General features: G+C 37.2%; 20 protein-coding genes. 16 read left to right on the top strand and 4 right to left on the bottom strand.

Going from position 1 to position 22965, the window contains the following annotated elements:
- The first annotated feature begins 188 nt into the window (after positions 1-188).
- From pdhA to AC4BD1_RS07600, 5 genes are all read left to right on the top strand, one after another.
- Positions 189-1298, top strand: a complete 1110-nt coding sequence (gene pdhA / locus AC4BD1_RS07620) for a pyruvate dehydrogenase (acetyl-transferring) E1 component subunit alpha (RefSeq protein ID WP_206899257.1) — start codon at positions 189-191, stop codon at positions 1296-1298.
- A gap of 2 nt (positions 1299-1300) precedes the next feature.
- Positions 1301-2278 carry an alpha-ketoacid dehydrogenase subunit beta gene (locus tag AC4BD1_RS07615; protein ID WP_206909239.1) on the top strand — a complete coding sequence of 326 codons (978 nt, stop codon included), beginning with the start codon at positions 1301-1303 and terminating at the stop codon, positions 2276-2278.
- A 20-nt stretch (positions 2279-2298) separates the two neighbouring features.
- Positions 2299-3924, top strand: coding sequence for a dihydrolipoyllysine-residue acetyltransferase (locus tag AC4BD1_RS07610; protein ID WP_490466202.1), 1626 nt, complete (start codon positions 2299-2301; stop codon positions 3922-3924).
- A 7-nt stretch (positions 3925-3931) separates the two neighbouring features.
- Positions 3932-5338, top strand: coding sequence for a dihydrolipoyl dehydrogenase (lpdA, locus tag AC4BD1_RS07605; protein WP_206899259.1), 1407 nt, complete (start codon positions 3932-3934; stop codon positions 5336-5338).
- Between the two features lie 145 nt (positions 5339-5483).
- On the top strand, positions 5484-6236 hold the full coding sequence (locus tag AC4BD1_RS07600) for a DeoR/GlpR family DNA-binding transcription regulator (RefSeq protein WP_206909245.1): 753 nt from the start codon (positions 5484-5486) through the stop codon (positions 6234-6236).
- Between the two features lie 121 nt (positions 6237-6357).
- Here the strand turns inward: AC4BD1_RS07600 and AC4BD1_RS07595 are convergent, their stop codons facing one another.
- Genes AC4BD1_RS07595 through AC4BD1_RS07580 form a run of 4 tightly spaced genes read right to left on the bottom strand, consistent with a single transcriptional unit; the run spans position 6358 to position 8933 of the window.
- Positions 6358-7767, bottom strand: a complete 1410-nt coding sequence (locus AC4BD1_RS07595) for a PTS galactitol transporter subunit IIC (protein WP_206909247.1) — start codon at positions 7765-7767, stop codon at positions 6358-6360.
- A gap of 43 nt (positions 7768-7810) precedes the next feature.
- Positions 7811-8113, bottom strand: coding sequence for a PTS sugar transporter subunit IIB (locus AC4BD1_RS07590; protein ID WP_490466200.1), 303 nt, complete (start codon positions 8111-8113; stop codon positions 7811-7813).
- Positions 8114-8130: 17 nt separating this feature from the next.
- Positions 8131-8433: a PTS sugar transporter subunit IIB gene (locus AC4BD1_RS07585; protein ID WP_206909252.1), complete on the bottom strand. Its 303-nt coding sequence runs from the start codon at positions 8431-8433 to the stop codon at positions 8131-8133.
- Positions 8434-8447: 14 nt separating this feature from the next.
- On the bottom strand, positions 8448-8933 hold the full coding sequence (locus AC4BD1_RS07580; protein WP_490485420.1) for a PTS sugar transporter subunit IIA: 486 nt from the start codon (positions 8931-8933) through the stop codon (positions 8448-8450).
- A gap of 171 nt (positions 8934-9104) precedes the next feature.
- Here AC4BD1_RS07580 and AC4BD1_RS07575 point away from each other — a divergent pair, with 171 nt between their 5' ends.
- From AC4BD1_RS07575 to AC4BD1_RS07525, 11 genes are all read left to right on the top strand, one after another.
- Positions 9105-9890 carry a DeoR/GlpR family DNA-binding transcription regulator gene (locus AC4BD1_RS07575; RefSeq protein WP_490466199.1) on the top strand — a complete coding sequence of 262 codons (786 nt, stop codon included), beginning with the start codon at positions 9105-9107 and terminating at the stop codon, positions 9888-9890.
- Positions 9891-9907: 17 nt separating this feature from the next.
- Positions 9908-10336, top strand: coding sequence for a galactose-6-phosphate isomerase subunit LacA (gene lacA / locus AC4BD1_RS07570; RefSeq protein ID WP_206909258.1), 429 nt, complete (start codon positions 9908-9910; stop codon positions 10334-10336).
- A 23-nt stretch (positions 10337-10359) separates the two neighbouring features.
- Positions 10360-10875: a galactose-6-phosphate isomerase subunit LacB gene (gene lacB, locus AC4BD1_RS07565; RefSeq protein WP_206909260.1), complete on the top strand. Its 516-nt coding sequence runs from the start codon at positions 10360-10362 to the stop codon at positions 10873-10875.
- Positions 10876-10890: 15 nt separating this feature from the next.
- On the top strand, positions 10891-11823 hold the full coding sequence (gene lacC, locus AC4BD1_RS07560; RefSeq protein ID WP_490485419.1) for a tagatose-6-phosphate kinase: 933 nt from the start codon (positions 10891-10893) through the stop codon (positions 11821-11823).
- Positions 11824-11897: 74 nt separating this feature from the next.
- Complete coding sequence (lacD, locus tag AC4BD1_RS07555) at positions 11898-12872, top strand: tagatose-bisphosphate aldolase (RefSeq protein ID WP_490467304.1); 975 nt, start codon at positions 11898-11900, stop codon at positions 12870-12872.
- 201 nt (positions 12873-13073) lie between these two features.
- Entirely contained in the window at positions 13074-15017 is a 1944-nt protein-coding gene (locus AC4BD1_RS07550) for a fructose-specific PTS transporter subunit EIIC (protein WP_490485418.1), read from the top strand.
- 86 nt (positions 15018-15103) lie between these two features.
- A complete protein-coding gene (locus tag AC4BD1_RS07545) occupies positions 15104-17026 on the top strand; it encodes a BglG family transcription antiterminator (RefSeq protein WP_490485417.1) in 1923 nt (640 codons plus the stop codon).
- A gap of 416 nt (positions 17027-17442) precedes the next feature.
- Positions 17443-18909, top strand: a complete 1467-nt coding sequence (locus AC4BD1_RS07540) for a hypothetical protein (protein WP_490485416.1) — start codon at positions 17443-17445, stop codon at positions 18907-18909.
- A gap of 234 nt (positions 18910-19143) precedes the next feature.
- A complete protein-coding gene (locus tag AC4BD1_RS07535; protein ID WP_206909265.1) occupies positions 19144-20472 on the top strand; it encodes a glycosyltransferase family 2 protein in 1329 nt (442 codons plus the stop codon).
- Positions 20456-20602: a hypothetical protein gene (locus AC4BD1_RS07530; RefSeq protein WP_206909266.1), complete on the top strand. Its 147-nt coding sequence runs from the start codon at positions 20456-20458 to the stop codon at positions 20600-20602. Before AC4BD1_RS07535 ends, AC4BD1_RS07530 begins: the two co-directional genes overlap by 17 nt.
- Positions 20603-20785: 183 nt before the next feature.
- A complete protein-coding gene (locus AC4BD1_RS07525) occupies positions 20786-22954 on the top strand; it encodes a MucBP domain-containing protein (RefSeq protein WP_490485415.1) in 2169 nt (722 codons plus the stop codon).
- Positions 22955-22965: the final 11 nt, after the last annotated feature.

Below are 22965 nucleotides of genomic sequence, written 5' to 3'. Positions count from 1 at the left end.
TATCGTTGATGTAGCAAGGATTATTTTTACAAAAAATTATCGTGAATTTATGGGCTTATAACTTGTGTTTCTCCATGATACATGATAATTTATGTATGAAGCCGGTTAAATAGTGATACAGATTATATTACTGTTTCAATCGTAGCTAGAAGAGAATTTCTTATAGACGAGAGAGGAATGTGTGACAAATGGCAAACAAAAAAGCACCAATCGACTTCCAGGCTTTACTTGATGAAGTCAATTCAGATTTTCCAGTTTATCAAGCGCTTGATCAAGATGGAAAAGTTGTAAATGAAGATTTGATCCCTGATTTATCAGATGATGAATTAGTTGAATTAATGACAAAAATGGTTTGGTCACGTGTCTTGGATCAACGTTCAACAGCATTGAACCGTCAAGGACGTCTTGGATTCTTTGCGCCTACAGCTGGGCAAGAAGCAAGCCAACTTGCAAGTGCATTTGCTTTTGATAAAGAAGATGTTTTATTACCTGGTTATCGTGATGTTCCCCAACTTGTTCAACACGGCTTACCATTAACGCAAGCGTTTTTATGGTCTCGTGGGCATGTTGCTGGTAATTTATATCCAGAAGAATTGAAAGCTCTACCACCACAAATTATTATTGGTGCACAATACGTTCAAGCTGCTGGTGTAGCACTAGGCTTGAAAAAACGTAACAAGAAAAATGTTGTCTTCACTTACACTGGTGATGGCGGTTCTTCACAAGGTGATTTCTACGAAGCAATTAACTTTGCAGGTGCTTATCATGCAAATGCTGTTTTCTATATTCAAAATAACGGTTTTGCAATTTCCACACCTCGTGAAAAACAAACCGCTGCTAAAACATTAGCACAAAAAGCTGTTGCGGCTGGAATTCCTGGTATTCAAGTTGACGGAATGGACCCATTAGCTGTCTACACTGTTTCAAAAATGGCTCGAGATTGGGCAATTAGCGGAAAAGGTCCTGTGTTGATTGAAACATTGACGTATCGTTATGGTCCACATACGTTATCAGGAGATGATCCAACACGTTACCGTTCAAAAGAGATGGATGGCGAGTGGCAAAAGAAAGATCCGTTGATTCGTTTCCGCAACTATCTAGTTGAAAAAGGATTATGGTCTGAAGAAAAAGAAGAACAAGTTATTGAACAAACAAAAGAAGAAATCAAAGCAGCGATTGCAGAAGCGGATAAAGTACCAAAACAAAAAGTTTCAGATTTCTTGAAGAATATGTTTGAAGAAGCACCACAAACAATCAAAGAACAAATTGCAATCTATGAAGCGAAGGAGTCGAAATAATCATGGCACAAAAAACAATGATTCAAGCAATCACTGATGCTTTAGCACTTGAACTAGAACATGATGAAAATGTCGTCATTTTTGGTGAAGATGTTGGTAAAAACGGAGGGGTTTTCCGTGCAACAGAAGGATTGCAAGAAAAATTTGGTGAAGATCGTGTGTTCGATACACCTTTAGCAGAATCAGGGATTGCAGGTCTTGGATTTGGTTTAGCTTTAGAAGGTTTCCGTCCAGTTCCTGAAATTCAATTTTTTGGTTTCATTTTTGAAGCAATGGACGAAGTTGTTGCACAAATGGCACGTACTCGTTACCGTATGGGTGGAACAAGAAACTTACCAATCACAATTCGTTCACCATTTGGTGGCGGTGTGCATACACCAGAATTACACTCAGATAATTTGGAAGGATTGATTGCACAATCACCTGGTATTCGTGTAGTAATTCCATCAAATCCTTATGATGCAAAAGGTTTATTGATTTCTTCCATCAGAAGTAACGATCCAGTTGTTTTCTTAGAACATATGAAACTTTATCGTTCTTTCCGTGAGGAAGTGCCAGATGAAGCGTATGAAGTACCTTTGGATAAAGCGGCAGTAACTCGTGAAGGATCAGATATTTCAATCATTACTTATGGTGCAATGGTTCGTGAAGCAATCAAAGCTGCAGATAAATTAGCACAAGAAAATATCTCGGTTGAAATTATCGATTTACGAACAGTTGCTCCTCTTGACATTGAAACAATTATTCAATCTGTCGAAAAAACAGGTCGTGTAGTTGTTGTTCAAGAAGCACAAAGACAAGCAGGCGTTGCTGCACAAGTGATTTCTGAAATTTCAGAACGCGCGATTCTTTCTTTAGAAGCACCAATCGGACGTGTTTCTGCACCTGATACTGTCTTCCCATTTGGTCAAGCAGAAAATGCTTGGTTACCAAACGCTTCTGACATTGAAGCAAAAGTCAAAGAAATCGCAGAATTCTAAGAAAAGAAGGGGAAAAATTCATGGCTTATCAATTTAAATTACCGGATATCGGTGAAGGAATTGCAGAAGGCGAAATCGTAAAATGGTTCGTTAAAGCAGGCGACACGATCAATGAAGACGATACACTATTAGAAGTTCAAAATGACAAATCAGTTGAAGAGATTCCATCTCCTATCACGGGGACGGTTAAAAATGTATTAGTTCCAGAAGGTACTGTAGCAAATGTTGGTGATGTGTTGGTAGAAATCGACGCACCTGGTTATGAAGATGACGCACCAGCTGCACCAGCTAAAGAACAAACGCCTGAATCTCCTGCTGCAATTCCAACAGCAGAAGGTTCTGGTGAAGGTATTTTTGAATTTAAATTACCAGATATCGGTGAAGGGATCGCGGAAGGCGAAATCGTAAAATGGTTCGTTAAAGCAGGCGATACAATCAACGAAGATGATACATTACTGGAAGTTCAAAATGACAAATCAGTTGAAGAAATTCCGTCACCTGTTACTGGAACAGTCAAAAACGTATTAGTTCCAGAAGGTACTGTAGCAAATGTTGGTGATGTATTGGTAGAAATCGATGCACCAGGACATAACACAAGTCAATCTTCAGCACCAAGTGCACAAGCACCAGTTGCGGCAGCTCCTCAAGAAACGAAAACGGCTACGTCAACGGTTGTTGCGACAGCAGATGAATCAAAACGCATTCTTGCAATGCCTTCTGTTCGTCAATATGCTCGCGAAAAAGATGTAGATATCTCACAAGTAACTGCTACTGGCAAAGGTGGCCGTATCACGAAAGAAGATATCGATCAATTTGCTTCAGGTGGCGCGTCTGTTCAAGCAACTGCACCAGAAGCAGCACCAACAGCTGCAAAAGCAACGCCAGAGGCACCAGCTGCAGCACCAAAAACAGAACCAACTGCGTTCAAGTCTGGTCAAACAGAACGTGAAACTCGTGAAGCATTAACACCAACACGTAAAGCAATTGCTAAAGCGATGGTTAATAGTAAACATACAGCACCGCATGTTACTTTACATGATGATGTTGAGGTTTCAAAACTTTGGGATCATCGTAAGAAATTTAAAGATGTTGCTGCTGAAAACGGCACAAAATTAACTTTCTTACCATATGTTGTCAAAGCATTGACAGCAACTGCGAAGAAATTCCCAGTATTGAATGCGTCAATCGATGACAAAACACAAGAAATCGTGTACAAACATTACTACAATATCGGTATTGCAACTGATACGGATCACGGGTTGTATGTACCAAACATCAAAGATGCAAACATGAAGAGTATGTTTGCAATTGCTGATGAAATCAATGAAAAAGCAGCATTAGCGCATGATGGTAAACTTTCTGCCCAAGATATGCGTGACGGCTCCATTACAATCAGTAATATTGGTTCTGTTGGCGGTGGTTGGTTCACACCAGTTATCAATTATCCTGAAGTAGCTATTTTAGGTGTTGGGACAATTGCACAACAACCAGTTGTGAATAGCGAAGGGGAAATCGTTGTTGGACGCGTGATGAAGTTATCATTAAGCTTTGATCATCGAATCGTTGACGGTGCAACTGCACAGAAAGCAATGAATAACATCAAACGTTTATTAGCAGATCCAGAATTATTATTGATGGAAGGATGAGTGGAAAATGGTAGTAGGAGATTTTGCCATTGAGTTAGATACAGTTGTAATCGGTGCTGGACCTGGCGGCTATGTAGCTGCCATCCGTGCCGCAGAAATGGGACAAAAAGTTGCCATTATTGAACGTGAGTATATCGGTGGAGTGTGTTTGAATGTAGGGTGCATTCCTTCTAAAGCCTTGATTTCTGCCGGACATCATTATCAAGAGTCTTTAGATTCATCTTTATTTGGTGTGACAAGTAAAGATGTGGAGTTAGACTTTACAAAGACACAAGATTGGAAAGACAATCAAGTTGTCAAAAGTCTGACAAGTGGTGTAGGTATGTTGCTTAAAAAACATAAAGTAGAAATCATCGAAGGAGAAGCTTTCTTTGTAGATGACCACACCTTGCGTGTTATTCATCCCGATTCTGCACAAACATACTCATTTAACAATGCCATCGTTGCAACTGGTTCTCGTCCAATCGAAATTCCAGGATTTAAGTTTGGTGGGCGTGTGTTAGATTCGACAGGTGGGTTAAACTTGAAAGAAGTTCCTAAGAAATTTGTGATTATCGGTGGCGGTGTCATCGGTGCTGAACTAGGTGGGGCGTATGCAAACCTAGGATCAGAAGTCACAATTTTGGAAGGATCACCTTCAATTTTACCAACGTATGAAAAAGACATGGTTAAATTAGTTACCGATGATTTCAAAAAGAAAAATGTTACAGTAGTCACTTCAGCAATGGCGAAAGAAGCAATTGATAACGGTGATAGCGTGACAGTGAAATATGAAGTAGATGGTAAAGAACAATCAGTTGAAGCGGACTTTGTTATGGTTACAGTTGGTCGTCGTCCAAATACGGATGATCTTGGATTGGAACAAGCTGGTGTTGAAATTGGTGAACGCGGCTTGATCCCAGTTGACAAACAAGGTCGAACAAATGTTGCAAATATTTTTGCAATTGGGGATATTGTTCCTGGTGCAGCACTTGCTCACAAAGCAAGTTATGAAGCAAAAATTGCAGCGGAAGCTATTTCTGGTAAAAAAGTAGCTGTTGATTACAAAGCAATGCCTGCTGTTGCATTTACTGATCCTGAACTTGCAAGTGTTGGAATGACAATCGCAGAAGCGAAAGAGGCTGGTATTGAAGCTAAATCATTCAAATTCCCATTTGCAGGTAATGGACGTGCTATTTCATTAGGCAAAACAGAAGGATTCTTACGATTGGTAACAACAATCGAAGATCACGTGATTATTGGGGCACAAATTGGTGGTGTAGGAGCAAGTGACATGGTTTCTGAACTTGCTTTAGCAATTGAATCAGGCATGAATGCTGAAGATATTGCCTTAACGATCCATCCACATCCATCTCTTGGTGAAATTACAATGGATACAGCGGAATTAGCTTTAGGGTTACCAATTCATATCTAAAAAATTGGTTCACGATTTTTAAGATGTACGACAACAACTGTCGTACATCTTTTTTTATTACAGAAGGAAATTAGAGAGTTTTGTTATACATAACACTTTTTTTATCGTAGAATGAAGAAAGATTATAGTAAACGGAGCGATTGAAATGTTGAAAGAAGAACGTTGGAATGCGATTGTAGCTTTAGTAGATCAAAAGGGCACGATTAAAGTGAGTGAGATTGTCGAACGTCTCTCGGTTTCTGACATGACTGTCCGCCGAGATTTAACAGAATTGGAAGAAGCCGGACGTCTCAAACGTGTTCATGGTGGCGCGCGGAGTCTAAATGTTTACCAGCATGCGGAGCTTTCACATCGTGACAAACAAATTATTAATAGTGAAGAGAAAAAGGAAATCGCGCAAAAGGCTGTACAACTAATTAAAGAAGAAGAAACGATTTTTCTGGGACCTGGGACGACTATTGAATTATTGGCAGAAATTATGGAATTTGAACGTTTACGCGTGGTAACGAATTGTTTGCCGGTATTCAATACGTTGAGTAAAAAAGAAGGAAATTTAAAAGTATACTTAGTTGGTGGAGAAATGCGGGAGTTGACCAAATCATTTTTTGGCGAAATTTCCAACAAAACGTTACAAGATATGCATTTTCATAAGGCATTCTTTAGTAGCAATGCAGTGAAAGATGATGAAGTGATGACTGCGACAATCGAAGAAGGACAAACCCAAGCCATCGCTCTAGATAATTCGATCGAGCGCTACTTATTGATTGATTCATCCAAGGTGGGCAAACAAGATTTTTATTCTTACTATCGATTAAAAGATATTACAGCAGTTGTGATGAATAAGGATGATTATGATACGTATCAAAAACTGGAAAAAGAAGTTCAGGTGATTATTTAACTTTTTTTGCAAATCTTTTTTACTAGATGAAAGATAAAAATGCGGTTGTTAAGTTGCTAAACATCATAAAAGGAGAAGAACTCAACATTGAGTTCTTCTCCTTTTTTATAGTATCTGTCTTTTACATAGCAGCTTTTTCGGCAGCGTAAACAGCATTTCTCTTTTTCATTTGACGTGCATACCAAACAAAAATCAATAGATAAGCGACAAGTGCTAGAATCGCATAGAGAATAAATTCGATTTGACCTTGAGAAGCATTACCAACTAGATAGCCTAAGAATTTTTCTACAGGGCCTTCCATCGTAGTGTGGGAAATCAATGAATCAGCGCTTAGGCCAGCGGGGAATGCGCCAACCTTTTTGGCAGTTTCGGTAACAAATGGAGCAATCAACGTACCTGACCATAGGAATAGAGGTAATTCGATTGCACCAATGACGATCATACGAATCAATTTCCCGCGTGTCACAACTAATAAGGCTGGGGTAACTCCCATAGCGATAATACCACCTAAAGGTAATAATTTATTTCCTGGTAAGACAATTGCTTCAAGCAACATGATTGGTGCTAATACATTTGCAGCTGCCCAAATTTCTGCGCGACCAGCAATAAAGGGCCAATCTAAACCAATATTGATGGTGCGACCTTTTAATTTGTTAGAAGCAAAGTCGGTAATTCCTTGTGATAAAGGTTCAACAGCAGCAATGAACCATGCGCCAATCAATGAAAATAGTTCTAAACAGACTGCAGCAGTGAATGCTAGTGAGAAGATTTCAGTTGGTGTTTGCCCAGCTAGTAAGCCAACGAAGATACCTAAGTAAATCCCGATAGCGAATTTTGATCCCCAGAAACCGATTTTACTATTTAATTTAGCAGCGTCAAAATCGTATTTATCTAGCCATGGGAAGACTTTATCAAAAATCTTATCGAAAACCATGATGATTGGATTCATCATATAATTCATATGTGTAGTTGTCATTGGGTTTGTATCCGGTGCATTCAACAAATCATTGAAGGTTGGTTTCATCAAATCAGAATTGATGATTTTTAAGACGCCAATAAAAATAACTAATAATGTAGCAATCAATAGATTTGCTCCACAGAAAATGGCGAATAGACCAACAATTGACAAGTGCCAAATATCAAAAATATCAACATCTAATGTATTTGTTTTATTTAAAAATAACATAACGACATTGACAATAACCATAATCAATAAGAAATACAAAGTATAAGGGGAACCCCAAGTAATAGTTGCTAGAGGCGCCCAACCTACATCTGTGATATTCAATGAAATGCCGGTACGTTCAACAAAGTCAGCCATCGCACCTGAAAACGCGGTGGTCAAAATGCCAATAATTGCACCGATCCCTGTTAAGGCAATCCCTAATTTCAACCCACCTTCAAGTGCGCGAGTGGGCTTGACTTTAAAGCATAGCGCAATCAGTGTCAAAACAATGGTCATCAAAGGTGCAGCCCCTAAATTGATTAGAGGCTGGAAAATCGTATTTGCGATATCAATAATTGCATTCATTCTCTTTTCTCCTTTATATCAAGTTGAAACTCTTTTTTAGGTATCATTTTTGGATAGATTGGATTGCTTGTTCCATTTGTGAATAAACAGGTTCAGCCATTGCAGGAATGCGATATAAAATTGCGCCTGCATCGACAATGGGGATGTTGACTGGGAAGCCAAGATCGGTATTTGCGATTTGTGCAAAAATATCATAATGAGACAACATTTCTTGATTGATATCTTTGATCATGACAGCGTCACAAGAAACTTGATATCCGCGTTTGCTTAGTTCATTTTCTAAAGCAGATTTGATTTGATGACTTGAGTTAACCCCAGCACCACAAGCAGCTAAAATCTTAATCATTTGAAATTCCTCTTTTCTTATTTTTGGATAGATTGGATTGCTTGTTCCATTTGTGAATAAACAGGTTCAGCCATTGCAGGGATGCGATATAAAATTGCGCCTGCATCGACAACGGGGATGTTGACTGGGAAGCCAAGATCGGTATTTGCGATTTGTGCAAAAATATCATAATGAGACAACATTTCTTGATTGATATCTTTGATCATGACAGCGTCACAAGAAACTTGATACCCACGTTTACTTAGTTCATTTTCTAAAGCAGATTTGATTTGATGACTTGAATTAACCCCAGCACCACAAGCAGCTAAAATTTTTACCATTTTAAAACACTCCTCTAATTAAAATTCTTTTCTAAAAAAGTATAGATTTCTTTTGGTTCCTCGCATGAGAAAAATTTCGTCAACTCTTTTTTGTCAACAGAGTTGATGAAGTCCATGATGTCCGCTAACATCCCTGCTTGTTCAGCACCATTTTCATTTAAGATCATAAATAAAAAGGAAGCATCCAAAGTGTCTGATGGACGAATCATATGATGAAATAAAATTGGATGCGTTAATTTAATTGGGACGATTCGAGTTGTTTTGACGAATTCACTCTCGGTATGGGGGATTGCGATATCCGGCAAAGATGAATCGATGAGTGATAAGTCTAATCCCGTTGGATAATTGGCCTCTCTTTCTACTAAATTATCGAAAAAGTCTTCAGTAACTAATCCCTTTTCTACTAAATCTAAATAAACTTCCTCGAACACTTCTGTTTGAAGAAGTTTATTTGAAACATAAGTTGTTTCGGGGAAAAAGAATGTAGTGGTTGTTGACATATTTCCTCCTCCTTTGTTTAAAAATGTTTGGATAACTCAATTACACCTAAAGTATAACCGCTTACATAAGAAAGTCAAGCGTATTTTTAAAAGAAAATAAACATTTTTTTGCTTTTTTGTGTTGATATTTGTTTGTAAATGTTTTATTATGTCGTTGGAAAGGTGGTGCCTATGTTGAAAAGTGAACGGCAACGTTCCATTTTAGAATTGTGTGAGCAGTTTGGTGTCATTACGGTGAAAATGATCCAAAAAAATTTACCAGTATCAGAGATGACAATTCGTCGTGATTTAGATGAGCTTGCCCAACAAGGAAAAATCGAACGTGTGCATGGTGGTGCACAGAGTAAGGGATATGCCGAATCTGCGATAACGATAAAAGAACAGCCACTGACAGGGGTTGAGCTATCTCATACTGAGAAAAAAGCAATCAGTATAGAAGAAAAAAAGTATATAGCTAAAAATGCTGCCAAAAAAATTTCGGCAGGGGACACGATTTTTTTAGGATCTGGAACAACAATCGAATTGATGACCCGATTTATTCAAGAAGGACCATTACGAATCGTTACCAACAGCTTGCCAGTTTTTAATTTGTTAGAGAAAAAAGACGACCTCGAGTTGTATTTAGTAGGTGGTTCTTTTCGAAAGAAAACAGGTGCATTTGTTGGTTCCATGGCAAATGAGACGATTCAAAAATTGAGTATTGAAAAAGCATTTGTCGGCGTGAATGGGATTTTGAACGAGCATGTCTATACTTTCAGTATTGAGGAAGGAAAATTCCAGCAGTTAGTCTTGGAAAAAGCGCACAAAAAATATTTAGTAGGAGATGCACATAAATTTGGTCATAGCGACTTTTATAATTTTTATTCACTAAATGAAGTCGATGGTTTTTTTACGGATCACACAATCTCAGAGACAATAAAAACGCAATATGAGCAGTATACTCAAATTTTTAATTGATTAGAGGAGGAGTAAAAATGAAGATCATTATTGGATCAGATAAACAAGGAATGAAATTGAAAGAACCCATCAAAGAATACTTGCTTAAAGAAGGTTTTGAAGTAGTTGATAAAAGTGAAACCGCTTCGAGTGATTTTATCGAATCAACATTAGCTGTAGCAATGGAGGTTTTAGCTGAAGAAGGAAGTCTTGGGATTGCGTTTGATGGCTATGGCGCAGGGAGCTTTATGACGGCGACAAAAGTCAAAGGCATGGTAGCAGCGGAAGTATCCGATGAACGTTCAGCTTACATGACACGCGAACATAATAATGCGCGAATGATTACGATTGGCTCTGAGATCGTTGGTGAAGGATTAGCCAAAAATATTGTCAAAGAATTTTTAGCAGCTGATTATGATGGTGGACGCCACCAAATCCGCGTAGACATGTTAAATAAAATGGCTTAAAAAGAAAAGGATGGTAAGTACTCATGAAAATAGCTATTGGTTGTGACCACATTGTTACGGATGTAAAAATTGCCGTTTCAGATTTTTTAAAAGGAAAAGGACACGAAGTCATTGATATGGGCACCTATGATTTCACACGGACACATTACCCGATTTATGGCAAAAAAGTTGGTGAAGCAGTTGTCAGTCATGAAGCAGATTTAGGCGTATGTATATGTGGGACGGGTGTAGGGATTAATAATGCTGTCAATAAAGTTCCGGGCGTTCGTTCCGCTTTAGTTCGTGATATGACAAGTGCGATTTATGCGAAGGAAGAATTGAATGCGAATGTGATTGGTTTTGGAGGGAAAATTACCGGAGAATTTTTGATTTGTGATATCATTGAAGCTTTTATTCAAGCAGAATACCAAGAAACACCTGAGAACAAACGCTTAATTGCAAAAATCGATCATGTTGAAAAAAATCACCCAGAGCAAGCAGATGAACATTTCTTTGATGAGTTTTTAGAAAAATGGGATCGTGGCGAGTATCACGATTAATGTGGAGGTAAGAAAATGATTGTCACGATCACGATGAATCCCTCGATTGATATCTCTTATCCATTGGAACACTTCCAATTAGATACAGTCAATCGTGTCTCGAAAGTGCGAAAGACAGCTGGTGGAAAAGGATTGAATGTCACGCGAGTTTTAGAACAATTAGGCGCTGATGTCTTAGCAAGTGGTTTATTGGGTGGAGAACTAGGCGAGGCCATCCAACATGAGTTGACTGACGCAGGAATCAAACACGCGTTTTCACCGATTAGTGGAAAGACGCGCAATTGTATTGCCATTTTGCATGAAGGAAAACAAACAGAAATTTTAGAACAAGGACCGGTCATCTCGGCTGCAGAAGCAGAAGACTTTTTAGTTCATTTTGAACAGCTAGTAGATGATGCGACTATTCTGAGTTTCTCCGGAAGTTTACCAGCAGGATTACCTGTTGATTTTTATCGTGAAATGTTGTCGATTTGTCAGCAAAAGAAGAAACCAGTCGTATTAGATTGCTCAGGACAAGCTTTGCAAGCTGTTTTGGAAAGCGAGTCAAAACCAACAGTGATCAAACCGAATCTGGAAGAGCTATCAGAACTACTAGCGTTGGACGTGACCAATGAGCCAACGATTTTAAAAGAAGCATTGAGGAATGAACGCTTTGCTGGAATCGAATGGATCATTGTTTCACTGGGCGCGCAAGGCGCTTTTGCCAAGCATGGAAATACTTTTTATCAGGTGAGTATTCCCAAAATCGATGTTGTGAATCCAGTTGGTTCGGGAGATGCGACCGTTGCTGGTATCACTTATGCGTTACAACAGGGGAAAAATGCAGAAGAATTGTTAAAAATAGCTAACGTTTTAGGGATGTTAAATGCCCAAGAAGCAGTAACTGGTCAAGTGAACTTGGTGAATTTTCCTCATTTATATAATCAAATCAAAGTCTCGAAAGTCTAATTACTTATTTTGGTAAAACACAATAGTCGTAAAAGTAGATGATGATAAAACTTAACAAGGATGGTGCAAAATCAATGATCGAAACTAAAGGAAAACAAGCATATGTCGCACAACTAACGGACGAACATAAAATTATTAGTGCATTAGCCATTGACCAACGTGGTGCGTTGAAAAAAATGATTGCCAAATATCAAGAAACACCTGCAACAGATGAGCAAATCGAAGACTTTAAAAAAATCGTTTCGGAAGAATTAACTCCGTATGCTTCTGCTATTTTGCTGGATCCTGAATATGGCTTGCCAGCGGCTCAAGCACGTGCAGAAAGTGCTGGGTTACTCTTGGCTTATGAAAAAACAGGCTATGATGCTTCGACTCCAGGACGATTACCAGACCTCTTAGCAGATTGGTCAGTCAAACGGTTAAAAGAACAAGGTGCGGATGCATGTAAATTTTTATTATATTACGATGTGGATGAAGCTACCGAGATCAATCAACGAAAACAAGCATTTATTGAACGAATCGGATCAGAATGCGAAGCAGAAGAACTGCCATTTTTCTTGGAATTAGTTTCTTATGATGCCGAGAATGCAGATAGTACATCTTTGGAGTATGCCAAGGTCAAACCACATAAAGTGATTGAGATGATGAAGGAATTTTCTCGTGAACGTTATCAAGTGGATGTCTTGAAAGTAGAAGTTCCAGTTAATATGAATTACGTGGAAGGATATGCAGCTGGGGAAGTCGTTTATACACAGACAGAAGCAGCAACTTATTTCAAAGAACAGACAGAAGCAACCTCGCTACCTTTTATCTTTTTGAGTGCAGGAGTCTCTGCCGAGTTGTTCCAAGAAACATTACGCTTTGCCAAAACGGCAGGATCAACATTTAATGGTGTCCTATGTGGTCGAGCAACTTGGGCAAATGGTGTGGAACCTTTCATCACTGAGGGGGAAGCGGCTGCACGTGAATGGTTAAAACAAACAGGTCGAGAAAATATCGAAGCATTGAATACTGTCTTAAAAGAAACAGCTACACCAGTTTCATTATAGGCAGCGTTTGACGATCAAAGTATTTGTAAAATTTTATCAAAAAACTGTAGGGATGACGATTAAGTGATCTGCTACAGTTTTTTTATTTTTTGAAGTAACTTCTTTATGACAAAAATTTCCGTTATTTCGGAATCAATTTGTCCTTAATAAAAAGAAACCGTTTTTATATACTAAGTGAGTAGAAAGAAAGGTGGAAGAAAGATGAAAAAAATTGTTGCAATCACATCTTGTCCAGTTGGAATTGCCCATACATATATGGCTGCTGAAAATTTAGAAAAAGCTGGGAAAGAACTTGGTGTTGAAGTAAAAGTCGAAACACACGGATCGATTGGTGTGGAGAATGAACTTACAGCAAGTGACATCAAAGAAGCAGCGGGCGTCATTATTGCTGCAGATACAAAAGTGGACAAATCACGTTTTGGAGGCAAACCACTAATCAATGTCGGCGTTCAAGATGGTATCCATCATGCGAATACATTGGTTGAAGATATCTTAGCAGGAAAAGCGCCTGTTTTTGAAAGCGCTCTGACAGATGCTTCTGCTGAAAACACTGGCGAAACAGAAGGATTAGGGAAAAAAGTATATAAAAGTTTGATGAATGGTGTTTCTTATATGGTACCGTTCGTTGTGACTGGTGGGCTGTTGATTGCAATTTCATTGACTTTAGGTGGAACAGCAACGCCAGAAGGAATCAAAATTCCAGAAGGTACGATCTGGGCGACAATGAATAGTATTGGCGGTATCGCTATGGGCTTGATGGTTCCCATTTTATCAGCGTTTATTGCTCAAAGTATCGCGGATCGTCCGGGCTTAGTTCCAGGGTTTGTTGGCGGAATGTTGGCAGCTAATGGTGCACTATATGGAAGTGATGCAAACGCTGGTTTCTTAGGCGGAATCATCACAGGGTTTTTAGCTGGATTTATTGCTTTAGGAATCAAAAAAATTCCTGTACCAAAAGCATTACAATCTATTATGCCGATTATCGTCATTCCTATTTTAGGTTCGTTGGCAGTTGGCTTTGTCTTCATCTATGTTATTGGTGAACCAGTTGCACTTTTATTTAATTCATTGACACAATTCTTAGCAGGTATGCAAGGTGGCAGTGAAGTTGTTTTAGCAATGATTCTTGGTGCGATGATTGCCTTTGACATGGGCGGACCATTTAACAAAGTTGCGTTCTTATTTGGCTCAGGCTTGATTGCTGAAGGAAACTATTCCATCATGGGACCAATTGCAGTTGCGATTTGTATTCCTCCTTTAGCGTTAGGTTTAGCTTCATTGATCTTGAAAACGAAATTTACAAAAACTGAACGTGAAGCAGGAAAAGCTTCGCTAGCAATGGGGTTATTTGGTATCACGGAAGGAGCGATTCCATTTGCTTCAACTGATCCACTACGTGTTATTCCAAGTATTGTAATCGGTGCAATGACTGGTAGTGTCATTGCAATGCTTTCAGGTGTAACTGACCATGTTGCACATGGTGGACCAATCGTGGCTGTGTTGGGTGCAGTGGATCATGTGGCAATGTTCTTTGTGGCAGTGATTGCTGGTATCGCAGTAACAGTTTTAATGTTAAGAATCTTGAAACCAACTTTACAAGCAACACCAGTTATTGCGACATCAAATGGCGCAATGCGTCTGGACGAAGTAGAAGGCGAAGAAATGAAAACGCCAGTTGCTTCAACAAACTTTGATTCAATTACAGAAATCATGACAGATGATACGATTGTTCTAGACACAACTGAAACGACAAAAGACACCGTTATTGAAGATCTAGTCCAACGTTTAGGGAAAACAGGTCACATTACAGATGCAGCTGGGTTTAAACAAGCAATCTATACTCGCGAAAATGAAAGTACAACTGGTATTGGAATGGGCATCGCAATCCCTCATGGTAAATCAACCTATGTGACAAAACCAACACTTGCTTTTGCGAGAAGTCAGCAAGGAATCGATTGGCAATCGCTTGATGGGGAACCGGCACATTTGATTTTCATGATCGCTGTTCCGGAAAATAGCCAAGGAGATATGCACTTAAAAATTCTCCAACGTCTTTCACGTAAACTAATGGATGACGACTTTCGTCAAGCGTTGATGGAAGCACCAAATAAAGCGGCTGTTAATCAATTATTAAGCGAAATGTAACATAAGATGAAAAATCGACTGTGATGAGACATAATAGATGTGTTATCATAGTCGATTTTTTATTCAGGAAGGAGCTTCTTTTCTTAATGAATCAACGCCAGCAATCTTTAATTTACCAATTAATAAAAAGTAATAGTTATTTAACAACCAAAGAATTAGCAACGTGCTTTCAAGTTTCTGAGCGCACGATCCATAGTGATTTAAATAAAATCGAAGACTGGTTGAAGGCGTATCAGTTACCTTTGATTATTGAAAGAAAAAAAGGAACAGGTATCCTACTGGTTGGCTTACCCCATGAAAAAGATCAAGTCAAACGTCTGTTGAACGAAAATGATGAAACTGAGTTGGAAAGAAGTCAGTTACGCCAATTATTGATTTTTCATTTGTTAGTTGCAAAAGATGGCCTAAGTCTTGAAGAATTAGCGGAAAAATTATTCGTTGGTCGCCGTACAATTAGAAAAGAATTAACAGATTTGCAAAGTTTTTTTCAACAACATCATTTGGCGTTAGTGTCAAAAACTAAACTGGGGACCTTTATCACGGGTGATGAGCAAGAAAAAAGACAATTATTGGTGAAGACCTTGCGTAATATGCAAAAGACAGATCCACAAAGTCCATCCTTGAAGGAATTTTTTGCGAAAGATACGCTAAAAGTAATCCAACACACCTTGCGAGATGTTTTTTATGAAAATCAGTTAGAGGAACCTGCAGGCTTGTCTACGGTTGAGATCCATATTTACTTTATGTTGGAACGCATGAAGCAACTACAAAAAGTCAAATTAAGTGAAGATGAAAATGAAGCAGTCAATCATACACAAGCGCAAAAAATCAGTAGCCAAGTCTTAGCCAAGTTAGCAAACGTGTATCCCATTGAATTTTCACCGGATGAAATCAACTATTTAGCGTTAAGAATTGCTAACTTATTTTCTAAGTCGCAGTCTGCTGCGCGTTTTCAAGGTGAAGCAGATGAACTAGCTATTCACTTGATTGATCAAGTTGAACAATTTTTAGATTATTCATTGAAAGAAGATCAACTTTTAGTCCAAAATTTGAGTTCTCACTTATCTTCTACTTATTTTCGTTTGAATTATGGATTAACAATCTCAAATCCTTTAACGAAAAATGTGTTTAGCACGTATACGCAATTATTCTTAGTTCTTCAATTGATTTTGGAAGATTATTTTGATAAAGAACCCTTTTATGTGCCACAAGATGAGATTGCTTATTTGACGATCCATTTCCAAGCAGCAATTGAGCGTCACCAACATCAAAAAAGTCGGAGATATCAAACGATTTTAGTTAGTGAATATTCAAAAGCAATGGCAACTTTTCTTGAGGCAAGGCTGAATCGTGAACTTCCTGAATTGACGATTCTGGATTTAATTGAATATAGTCCTGAGCTGAAGCTCGAAGCATTTCCACCGGTTGATTTTATTTTGACAACATTACCCTTTCAACATGAAAGCATTCCTGTAATTGAGATTTCACCGATGATTACGGAAACAGATTTATCGAGGTTAACGAAATACATGTTAGAACATGTACCAAACAAACGAACAAAAACATTTGATTTGGCAAGTTTTACGAATCCGTTTTTGATTTTCTCACATTTAGATTTGACAGATCCAACGGAAATCTTGTCTTTTATGGGTGATGTTCTAGTTGAAAATCAATATGTATACCCGGAATTCATTGAATCCGTTCTAGAACGAGATCGTCATTCAAGCACACGGGTTGCTTCGCTGGTAACACTTCCTCACGGCAATCCATTTTATGTCAAGCATTCAACGATTTCGATTGCGACGATGAAGCAGCCAATTACTTGGCATGGCGAACAAATTTGTGCTGTTCTGTTGCTGGCAGTCAAAAAAAATGATTTGAAACATCCAGAATTCAAAAAGTTGTTCTCTGTCATCCATTATTTGGAAAAACAACCTGAACGTATGAATCAACTACTGCAAACGGACCATCCGTTAGAAATCTTAACATTGCTGTCTAGCTACGAGTAAAAGATAAGTAAAGTTAAGAATGAGTGGATATATTTTTTGGGATAGTAGATGTTTTTTTATCATTGAATTTATTTCATCTCTTTCTTTAAGAAATATTTTGCTACTTCATTAGCAAAATATTTGTATTATAAAATAAGTGTGGTATTATTAAACTAGTTCGAATTATTAGATTTTCTTAAGGTGACACTGCCCGTTAGTGAAGTTTCAGGCAGTGTTACTTTTTTTGTTTATTTATGAAATAAAATTAGTTAAAATGTTATTATAATGATAATATTGTGTTTTTTTAGTAAAGAGTTTTTTCTTTGTTGTGGCAATCAACAAAAGAAATAGGATAAGCAATCAAAACAGAGCCGGATGTTATTGTATACATAAACAAGAAATAGGTTTAGAAAAGTTAAGGAATATGGGTGAACAGAATGAACCATTTAGTTGACGGGATGTTTGAGACCTTGTTTTTTGAATCAAATAGTCGAAATAAACTTCATTTATTTAAGTACTTGGTCATGCAAGAACAAAAAATTTCATTAAAAGATATAGCAAAACAATTTAATCTTTCTTACCAAGGAATTCAAACGCTAGCAAAAGAAATAATTCAAGACGAAATGCAAGAATACGGCGATTCTCAATTTATTTTAAAAACAGGGAAAGTGTTTCGCAAAGAAGAAGGACATTTGTTCACGATTGATAGCTATCGTTTATTTTTGTTAAAAAAAGAAAGTGTTACATTCACTTATTTAGTCTACAAAATGCGCCACCCAAATAAAAATGAATTAAACTATGTACAAAAACATTTGATTAGTATCTCAACTTTTCATCGGAAAATTCAGTTGTTAAAAAGTTTGTTAGCTGTTTATCAAATGAACTTAACTTTCAAAGTAACCAATGACAGTCAAGAAATCATTTACCGGACATTTCTCTATTTTTCATTGTGGTGGGGGTACCGGGGGCAAGAAAACTTATTTAACTATCTTGACAATGAGAAGAGATACCAAGCGATTGTGAATCAAGAACTCTCATTTATTACAAAACAGCAACTGATTTTATTATTAAATGTGTTGGAAAGTCGCTATGTATCGAAGAAATATTTGACAGACTTTGTATTGAGTCAAGATGTACAAACACTTTTTCGTGAGCAAAGTCATCCCTATACGGAATTGTGGCACCATTTACCCAAGAAGGTTAGAAGTGCAGAAAAAAAATTTTTGAGTACGTTTCTCAATTTATTTATTTTAAATGAACAGATTACATCGGACCAGAAAAGAGAATTTGCCAAACAACGAGTGAGTGAGAATAAAAAAGTAGCATTATTTATAAAAACATATCTTCATTTACTTGAAAAAAATCAATTTGAACTCATTAGCAAGAGTGAATTTGTGTATGATGTGTTGCTTTTTTCAGAAGTTGCGAATAAGCTGGTCGGGAAAAACACCAAAGAATTCGTCCAGCTGATTCGATTATTATTGCCAGCGAGCTACCAGAAATACTTATTTACGCTGAGAGAAAAGGTGATTAATGAAGGCGAGCTTCAGACTGTCAAGGAAAACAAATCATTACTATTACTCTGTGTGTTATTGACCCTTCATTACCGTAAGTATCGTGCACCAGCTATTACAGTTGGTTTATCAAAAGAGTTAGGAAATACGTGTATCAAAGATCTTACATCTTTTTTGGGAAATTTTGGCTTTGTCACGGTCTTGATCGTTGAGGAAATTTCCACTGCAGAATGTGATTTACTGTTAATCAACTATTCACTTATGAAACAAAAAATGCCAAAAGAACAACGATATTATTATTGGGATCAAAGCAATTTTCCGGAGAACTACAACTTACTGGAAAGAAAAATTTTTGAAGAAAAAAATAGAAGAACTACTGAAAATAATTGAGTTTTCAGTAGTTCTTCTATTTGATTTTAGGAATGGTTGTAGAACTTATTCCATAAAACTGAAATAATCCCTGTTTATTTTTTGAATTTTAAAGAGGAAAGGAAAAATCTCACTTGTTATACTAAATTTCGTGAAATGATATCTCAATATTATAGAAAAAATTTTTCAAATAATGAGAAGTCGTCTCTTCAAGAGGGTGCTACTATTTAATAGAAGGACAAGGAGGAATTTTAGTTGTTTACATTACCAAATTATTTGTTTGAACCGTTATCTTGGGTTTGCACAGCATTGATTGTGCTCGTTTTTGCAAATCTATTATTTTTTACGGCATTATCTGTTTTTGGCTTGGTCACGCCAAAAAGAGATTATGAAATAGTTGATCCACAAAAGAAGTTTTTATTTTTGATTCCTGCACATAATGAAGCAGCGGTAATCAAGGAAACCGTCGAAGCGTTGGTTCGGCAAGAATATGATCCAAACTTGTTTGATATTGTTGTGATTGCTGATAATTGTACGGATAATACAGCGGAAATCGTTAGAAGTATCGGCAAGGCAAAAGTATTTGAAAATACGTCGAAACCGGATGAGCCAAGAGGGAAACCTCATGCGATTGCAAGTTTTATCAACAATGAAAGCTGGCAAGAATATGATTATATTGCGTTTATCGATGCAGATAACATCGTAGAACCAAATTATTTGACGGAAATGAATTCACAAAGTCTAGCACATCCAGAATTTGTGGTGATCCAAGGCTATTTGGGTATGAAAAATGTTTTCACGTCAATTACTGCCTCTGGTTATTCCGCTGTTTACTTTATTACAAATCGTGCTGTTCAATTTGCAAACTATGTTTTGGGTTGGAATGCAGCGATTGGTGGAACAGGATTTATTTTGGATACAACTTATTTGCTGGAACGCGGGTGGAATCCAAGAAGTTATACAGAAGATTTCGAATTGCAAGTGGAGTTGTCAATGAATGGGTTAAGAAGTGGTTGGAATCAATTTGCAGTTGTCCATGATGAAAAACCAAATAGTTTTTTGGCGAGTCATCATCAACGAACACGTTGGGCACAAGGTCACTGGTATGTAGCATTTTCAACAACATTTAAACAATTCATTTCTTTATTTAAATCAAAGCACTTCAATGAATTGATGAGTAAGATTGAAACCTTGTTTTATTCTTATTCAATGGTACGCCCAGTAGCTTACTTAATTATTTTAGCGTTAGGAATCATTGATATTCGTTTGTTGAAATATTTACCTAATTTGTTTTCTGTTATCACATTCTGGTTAACAATGGAAGCTTTCAACTTTTTGATCATACCAACCGTTTACTTTATTGAAGAAGGTAAGGAGTATTTCCAACTGAAAAATACTTGGTGGAAAAAAATTCTGTTTTTTATTCGCTTGGTTTACTGCTTTATTTATAATTCATTAACGTATATGATTGCGCAAATCGTAGGTTTCTTCACGTGGTTCAAGCCACAAAATAAATGGAATAAAACAGTACATTCTGTACAATACAAAGATTTGGAAGGTGAACAATATGCAAGTACAAAATAATTTGAGCCTAAATAAAAAAACAAGTCGTCAACAGACGAATAAAGAGCGAGGGATTAGTTACTTTGGTAAAAATTTGACTTATTTAGTTGTGATTGCTGGTATTTTAGCATTCTTCTTTATGGGTGCATAAGTTAAGAGATTCACTGGTGGGAAACCCATAATTATGTTAGGTGTTTGAGTTATTCTTTGAAATTAAAAAAAATTTTCAACTATTAAAGAGGAAAATGATTTTGAAGATTAGTACAATGTGTTTGTAAGTAAATAACAACCATATGTTATTTAAGTGCAATACAATTGAAGGGAGGTGTGAAAAGTGAAAAGTTCAACATATAAGAAGTTTGTTTTATTAAGTAGCGTGTTTCTAACTTTATCAGTAGCAAATAATCTTGTAACAATTGTTCACGCAGAAACAACCGATCAAACAACTCTTTCATCGAAAGCAACCAAAACAAAGACCACTCAAACCTCTGAAAATTCAAGTGATCAGACGAGTACTTCCGTAAAAGAGTCGAAAGAAAAAAATATTTCAAGTTCTATTATAGCGGAAACAGCGATGAGTGCAACGGAAAATGAAACAAAAGCAGATGATGCAATCAAAAAAGATTTTCTCCCCAGAATAACTCCAAAAATTGCTACAGGCTCTGTTTCTTATAAAGCGAATTCTAGTGTTTATACGTTAAATACAACTTATACTGGAACGATTACTTTGACTAACAAAGATGGTGATTCGATTCCTGCAGGTACAACAATAGTTATTTCTATTCCGACAGAAGCAATTGATTATAGCGCAATTGACTTAACAGATGAAAATATTTCAAGCTATTTTGATGTAACCATTGACAAAAATGCTGGAACGATCACATTTGTTGTTAAAAATGACATTGTTGGTGATACGACGATTTCAGCTGATTTCCATACCAAAGTAATTGGAAATACTGGGACAACATATAATGTCTCAGCAACGACGACATCAAACGGACAAGATATTCCGACAATTGTTGGAACACCTAAGTTAACCGTGGATACGAACACACCACCAATTTACGATTATGTTAACTCTTACTGGGGAATTTCAGATGGAACTCCTGGGAATTTTGTTGGCAAAGATGGTTCTAATGTAGGTGGACTACCAACTGGTAATTTTACCCGTACGTCAGATGTGATTCAAAATTTTATTCAGGTCAACTATTCTGGTGAAAACATTTTACCCGCTGATTGTTTTTATCGTTTTGCTTGGTACATCGAACCAATAGGAAACGGAAAAGTTACTATTACAGATGAAGATATAGCAAACATTGTTGTTCGAGATACAATAACACAAGCGGTGATTCCTAAGCAATATTATAAAGTGTATCGAGATGCTACCAAACCAGACAACAATGAAATTTGGATTGATTTACAGTCAGAAAAAACTTCTGGAGGCTACATCAAACGTGATGGTAGTTACGAAGCTAGTGTCAGTGCTCATGCCAATAATGATAGCATCACGTACCCAAGCCAATCTTATATCTATATGGCTACAGCCAACGGAGGAAATATCGCTGGTGGGAAACATTTTGATTTGAATAACCAGTTCTTAACAACAGGCGACAGTACTGTTTTTGCTAACTTGAGTGTTGAAGACAAAACATTTTATGTTGGAGACTTGACAGCTGCGAATATCAAAGAAAAATTATTAAAAAATATTGTTGCTAAAGATACGAATGACGGCGATATCAGTAGCCAAGTAACGGTCGATGATAGCCAAGTCCAAGCGGATACACCCGGAAAATACAAAGTAACATACTCTGTTACGAATTCTACTGGACATATTTCAACTAAGACAGCAACGGTGACAATCTTAGAAAGAAAAGATGGTGCACCTGTCACTGTTGAATATGTGGATGAAGATGGGAATGACATCGCTGAAAAAGATGTTTTGAACGGTAAGGTTGATGATCCGTATACGTCTCAAGCAAAAACAATCGATAATTATACTTTACTCAAAGAACCAGATAATAAAGAAGGTAAATTTACTGATAAAGCTCAAACAGTCACATATATTTATCAAGGCAAACTTCTCTTTGTTGATGCGCCAACAAAACTGCAATTTGGTGAGCACACTATTTCAGCAAAAGACGAAACTTATTCGTTAAAATCTTTGGATAAGAACTTACTCATCAAAGATTTACGTAAAAATGGTTCTACTTGGAGTTTAACTGCAAAATTAAATCAAGCATTTATTGGCACAACAACAAGTAAAAAACTTGGTGCTACACTCTATTACATGAATCCAAGTCAAGGAAAACAAGCGATCACAACAGATGAAAGTGTTGTGATTCATAATCAAACAACAAGCGACCATGAGGAACAGAATGTGTCTCAAGACTGGCAGTCAAAAGCAGATACTCTTCAATTATTTGTTCCCGGTGGAAAAGCTGTTGTCGATACGTATGATGCGACCATCGAATGGGATTTAAACGATGTGGTACCAAATGAATAAGGGGATAGAAA

This window comes from Enterococcus sp. DJ147D b (assembly GCF_058216655.1).
This window is presented reverse-complemented; position numbering and strand designations above follow the sequence as displayed.

Bases quoted from the DNA above. Each gene is read 5' to 3' on its own strand.
- pdhA (WP_206899257.1), top strand. From the start codon at position 189: ATGGCAAACAAAAAAGCACCAATCGACTTCCAGGCTTTACTTGATGAA.
- AC4BD1_RS07615 (WP_206909239.1), top strand. From the start codon at position 1,301: ATGGCACAAAAAACAATGATTCAAGCAATCACTGATGCTTTAGCACTT.
- AC4BD1_RS07610 (WP_490466202.1), top strand. From the start codon at position 2,299: ATGGCTTATCAATTTAAATTACCGGATATCGGTGAAGGAATTGCAGAA.
- lpdA (WP_206899259.1), top strand. From the start codon at position 3,932: ATGGTAGTAGGAGATTTTGCCATTGAGTTAGATACAGTTGTAATCGGT.
- AC4BD1_RS07600 (WP_206909245.1), top strand. From the start codon at position 5,484: ATGTTGAAAGAAGAACGTTGGAATGCGATTGTAGCTTTAGTAGATCAA.
- AC4BD1_RS07595 (WP_206909247.1), bottom strand. From the start codon at position 7,767: ATGAATGCAATTATTGATATCGCAAATACGATTTTCCAGCCTCTAATC.
- AC4BD1_RS07590 (WP_490466200.1), bottom strand. From the start codon at position 8,113: ATGATTAAGATTTTAGCTGCTTGTGGTGCTGGGGTTAACTCAAGTCAT.
- AC4BD1_RS07585 (WP_206909252.1), bottom strand. From the start codon at position 8,433: ATGGTAAAAATTTTAGCTGCTTGTGGTGCTGGGGTTAATTCAAGTCAT.
- AC4BD1_RS07580 (WP_490485420.1), bottom strand. From the start codon at position 8,933: ATGTCAACAACCACTACATTCTTTTTCCCCGAAACAACTTATGTTTCA.
- AC4BD1_RS07575 (WP_490466199.1), top strand. From the start codon at position 9,105: ATGTTGAAAAGTGAACGGCAACGTTCCATTTTAGAATTGTGTGAGCAG.
- lacA (WP_206909258.1), top strand. From the start codon at position 9,908: ATGAAGATCATTATTGGATCAGATAAACAAGGAATGAAATTGAAAGAA.
- lacB (WP_206909260.1), top strand. From the start codon at position 10,360: ATGAAAATAGCTATTGGTTGTGACCACATTGTTACGGATGTAAAAATT.
- lacC (WP_490485419.1), top strand. From the start codon at position 10,891: ATGATTGTCACGATCACGATGAATCCCTCGATTGATATCTCTTATCCA.
- lacD (WP_490467304.1), top strand. From the start codon at position 11,898: ATGATCGAAACTAAAGGAAAACAAGCATATGTCGCACAACTAACGGAC.
- AC4BD1_RS07550 (WP_490485418.1), top strand. From the start codon at position 13,074: ATGAAAAAAATTGTTGCAATCACATCTTGTCCAGTTGGAATTGCCCAT.
- AC4BD1_RS07545 (WP_490485417.1), top strand. From the start codon at position 15,104: ATGAATCAACGCCAGCAATCTTTAATTTACCAATTAATAAAAAGTAAT.
- AC4BD1_RS07540 (WP_490485416.1), top strand. From the start codon at position 17,443: ATGAACCATTTAGTTGACGGGATGTTTGAGACCTTGTTTTTTGAATCA.
- AC4BD1_RS07530 (WP_206909266.1), top strand. From the start codon at position 20,456: ATGCAAGTACAAAATAATTTGAGCCTAAATAAAAAAACAAGTCGTCAA.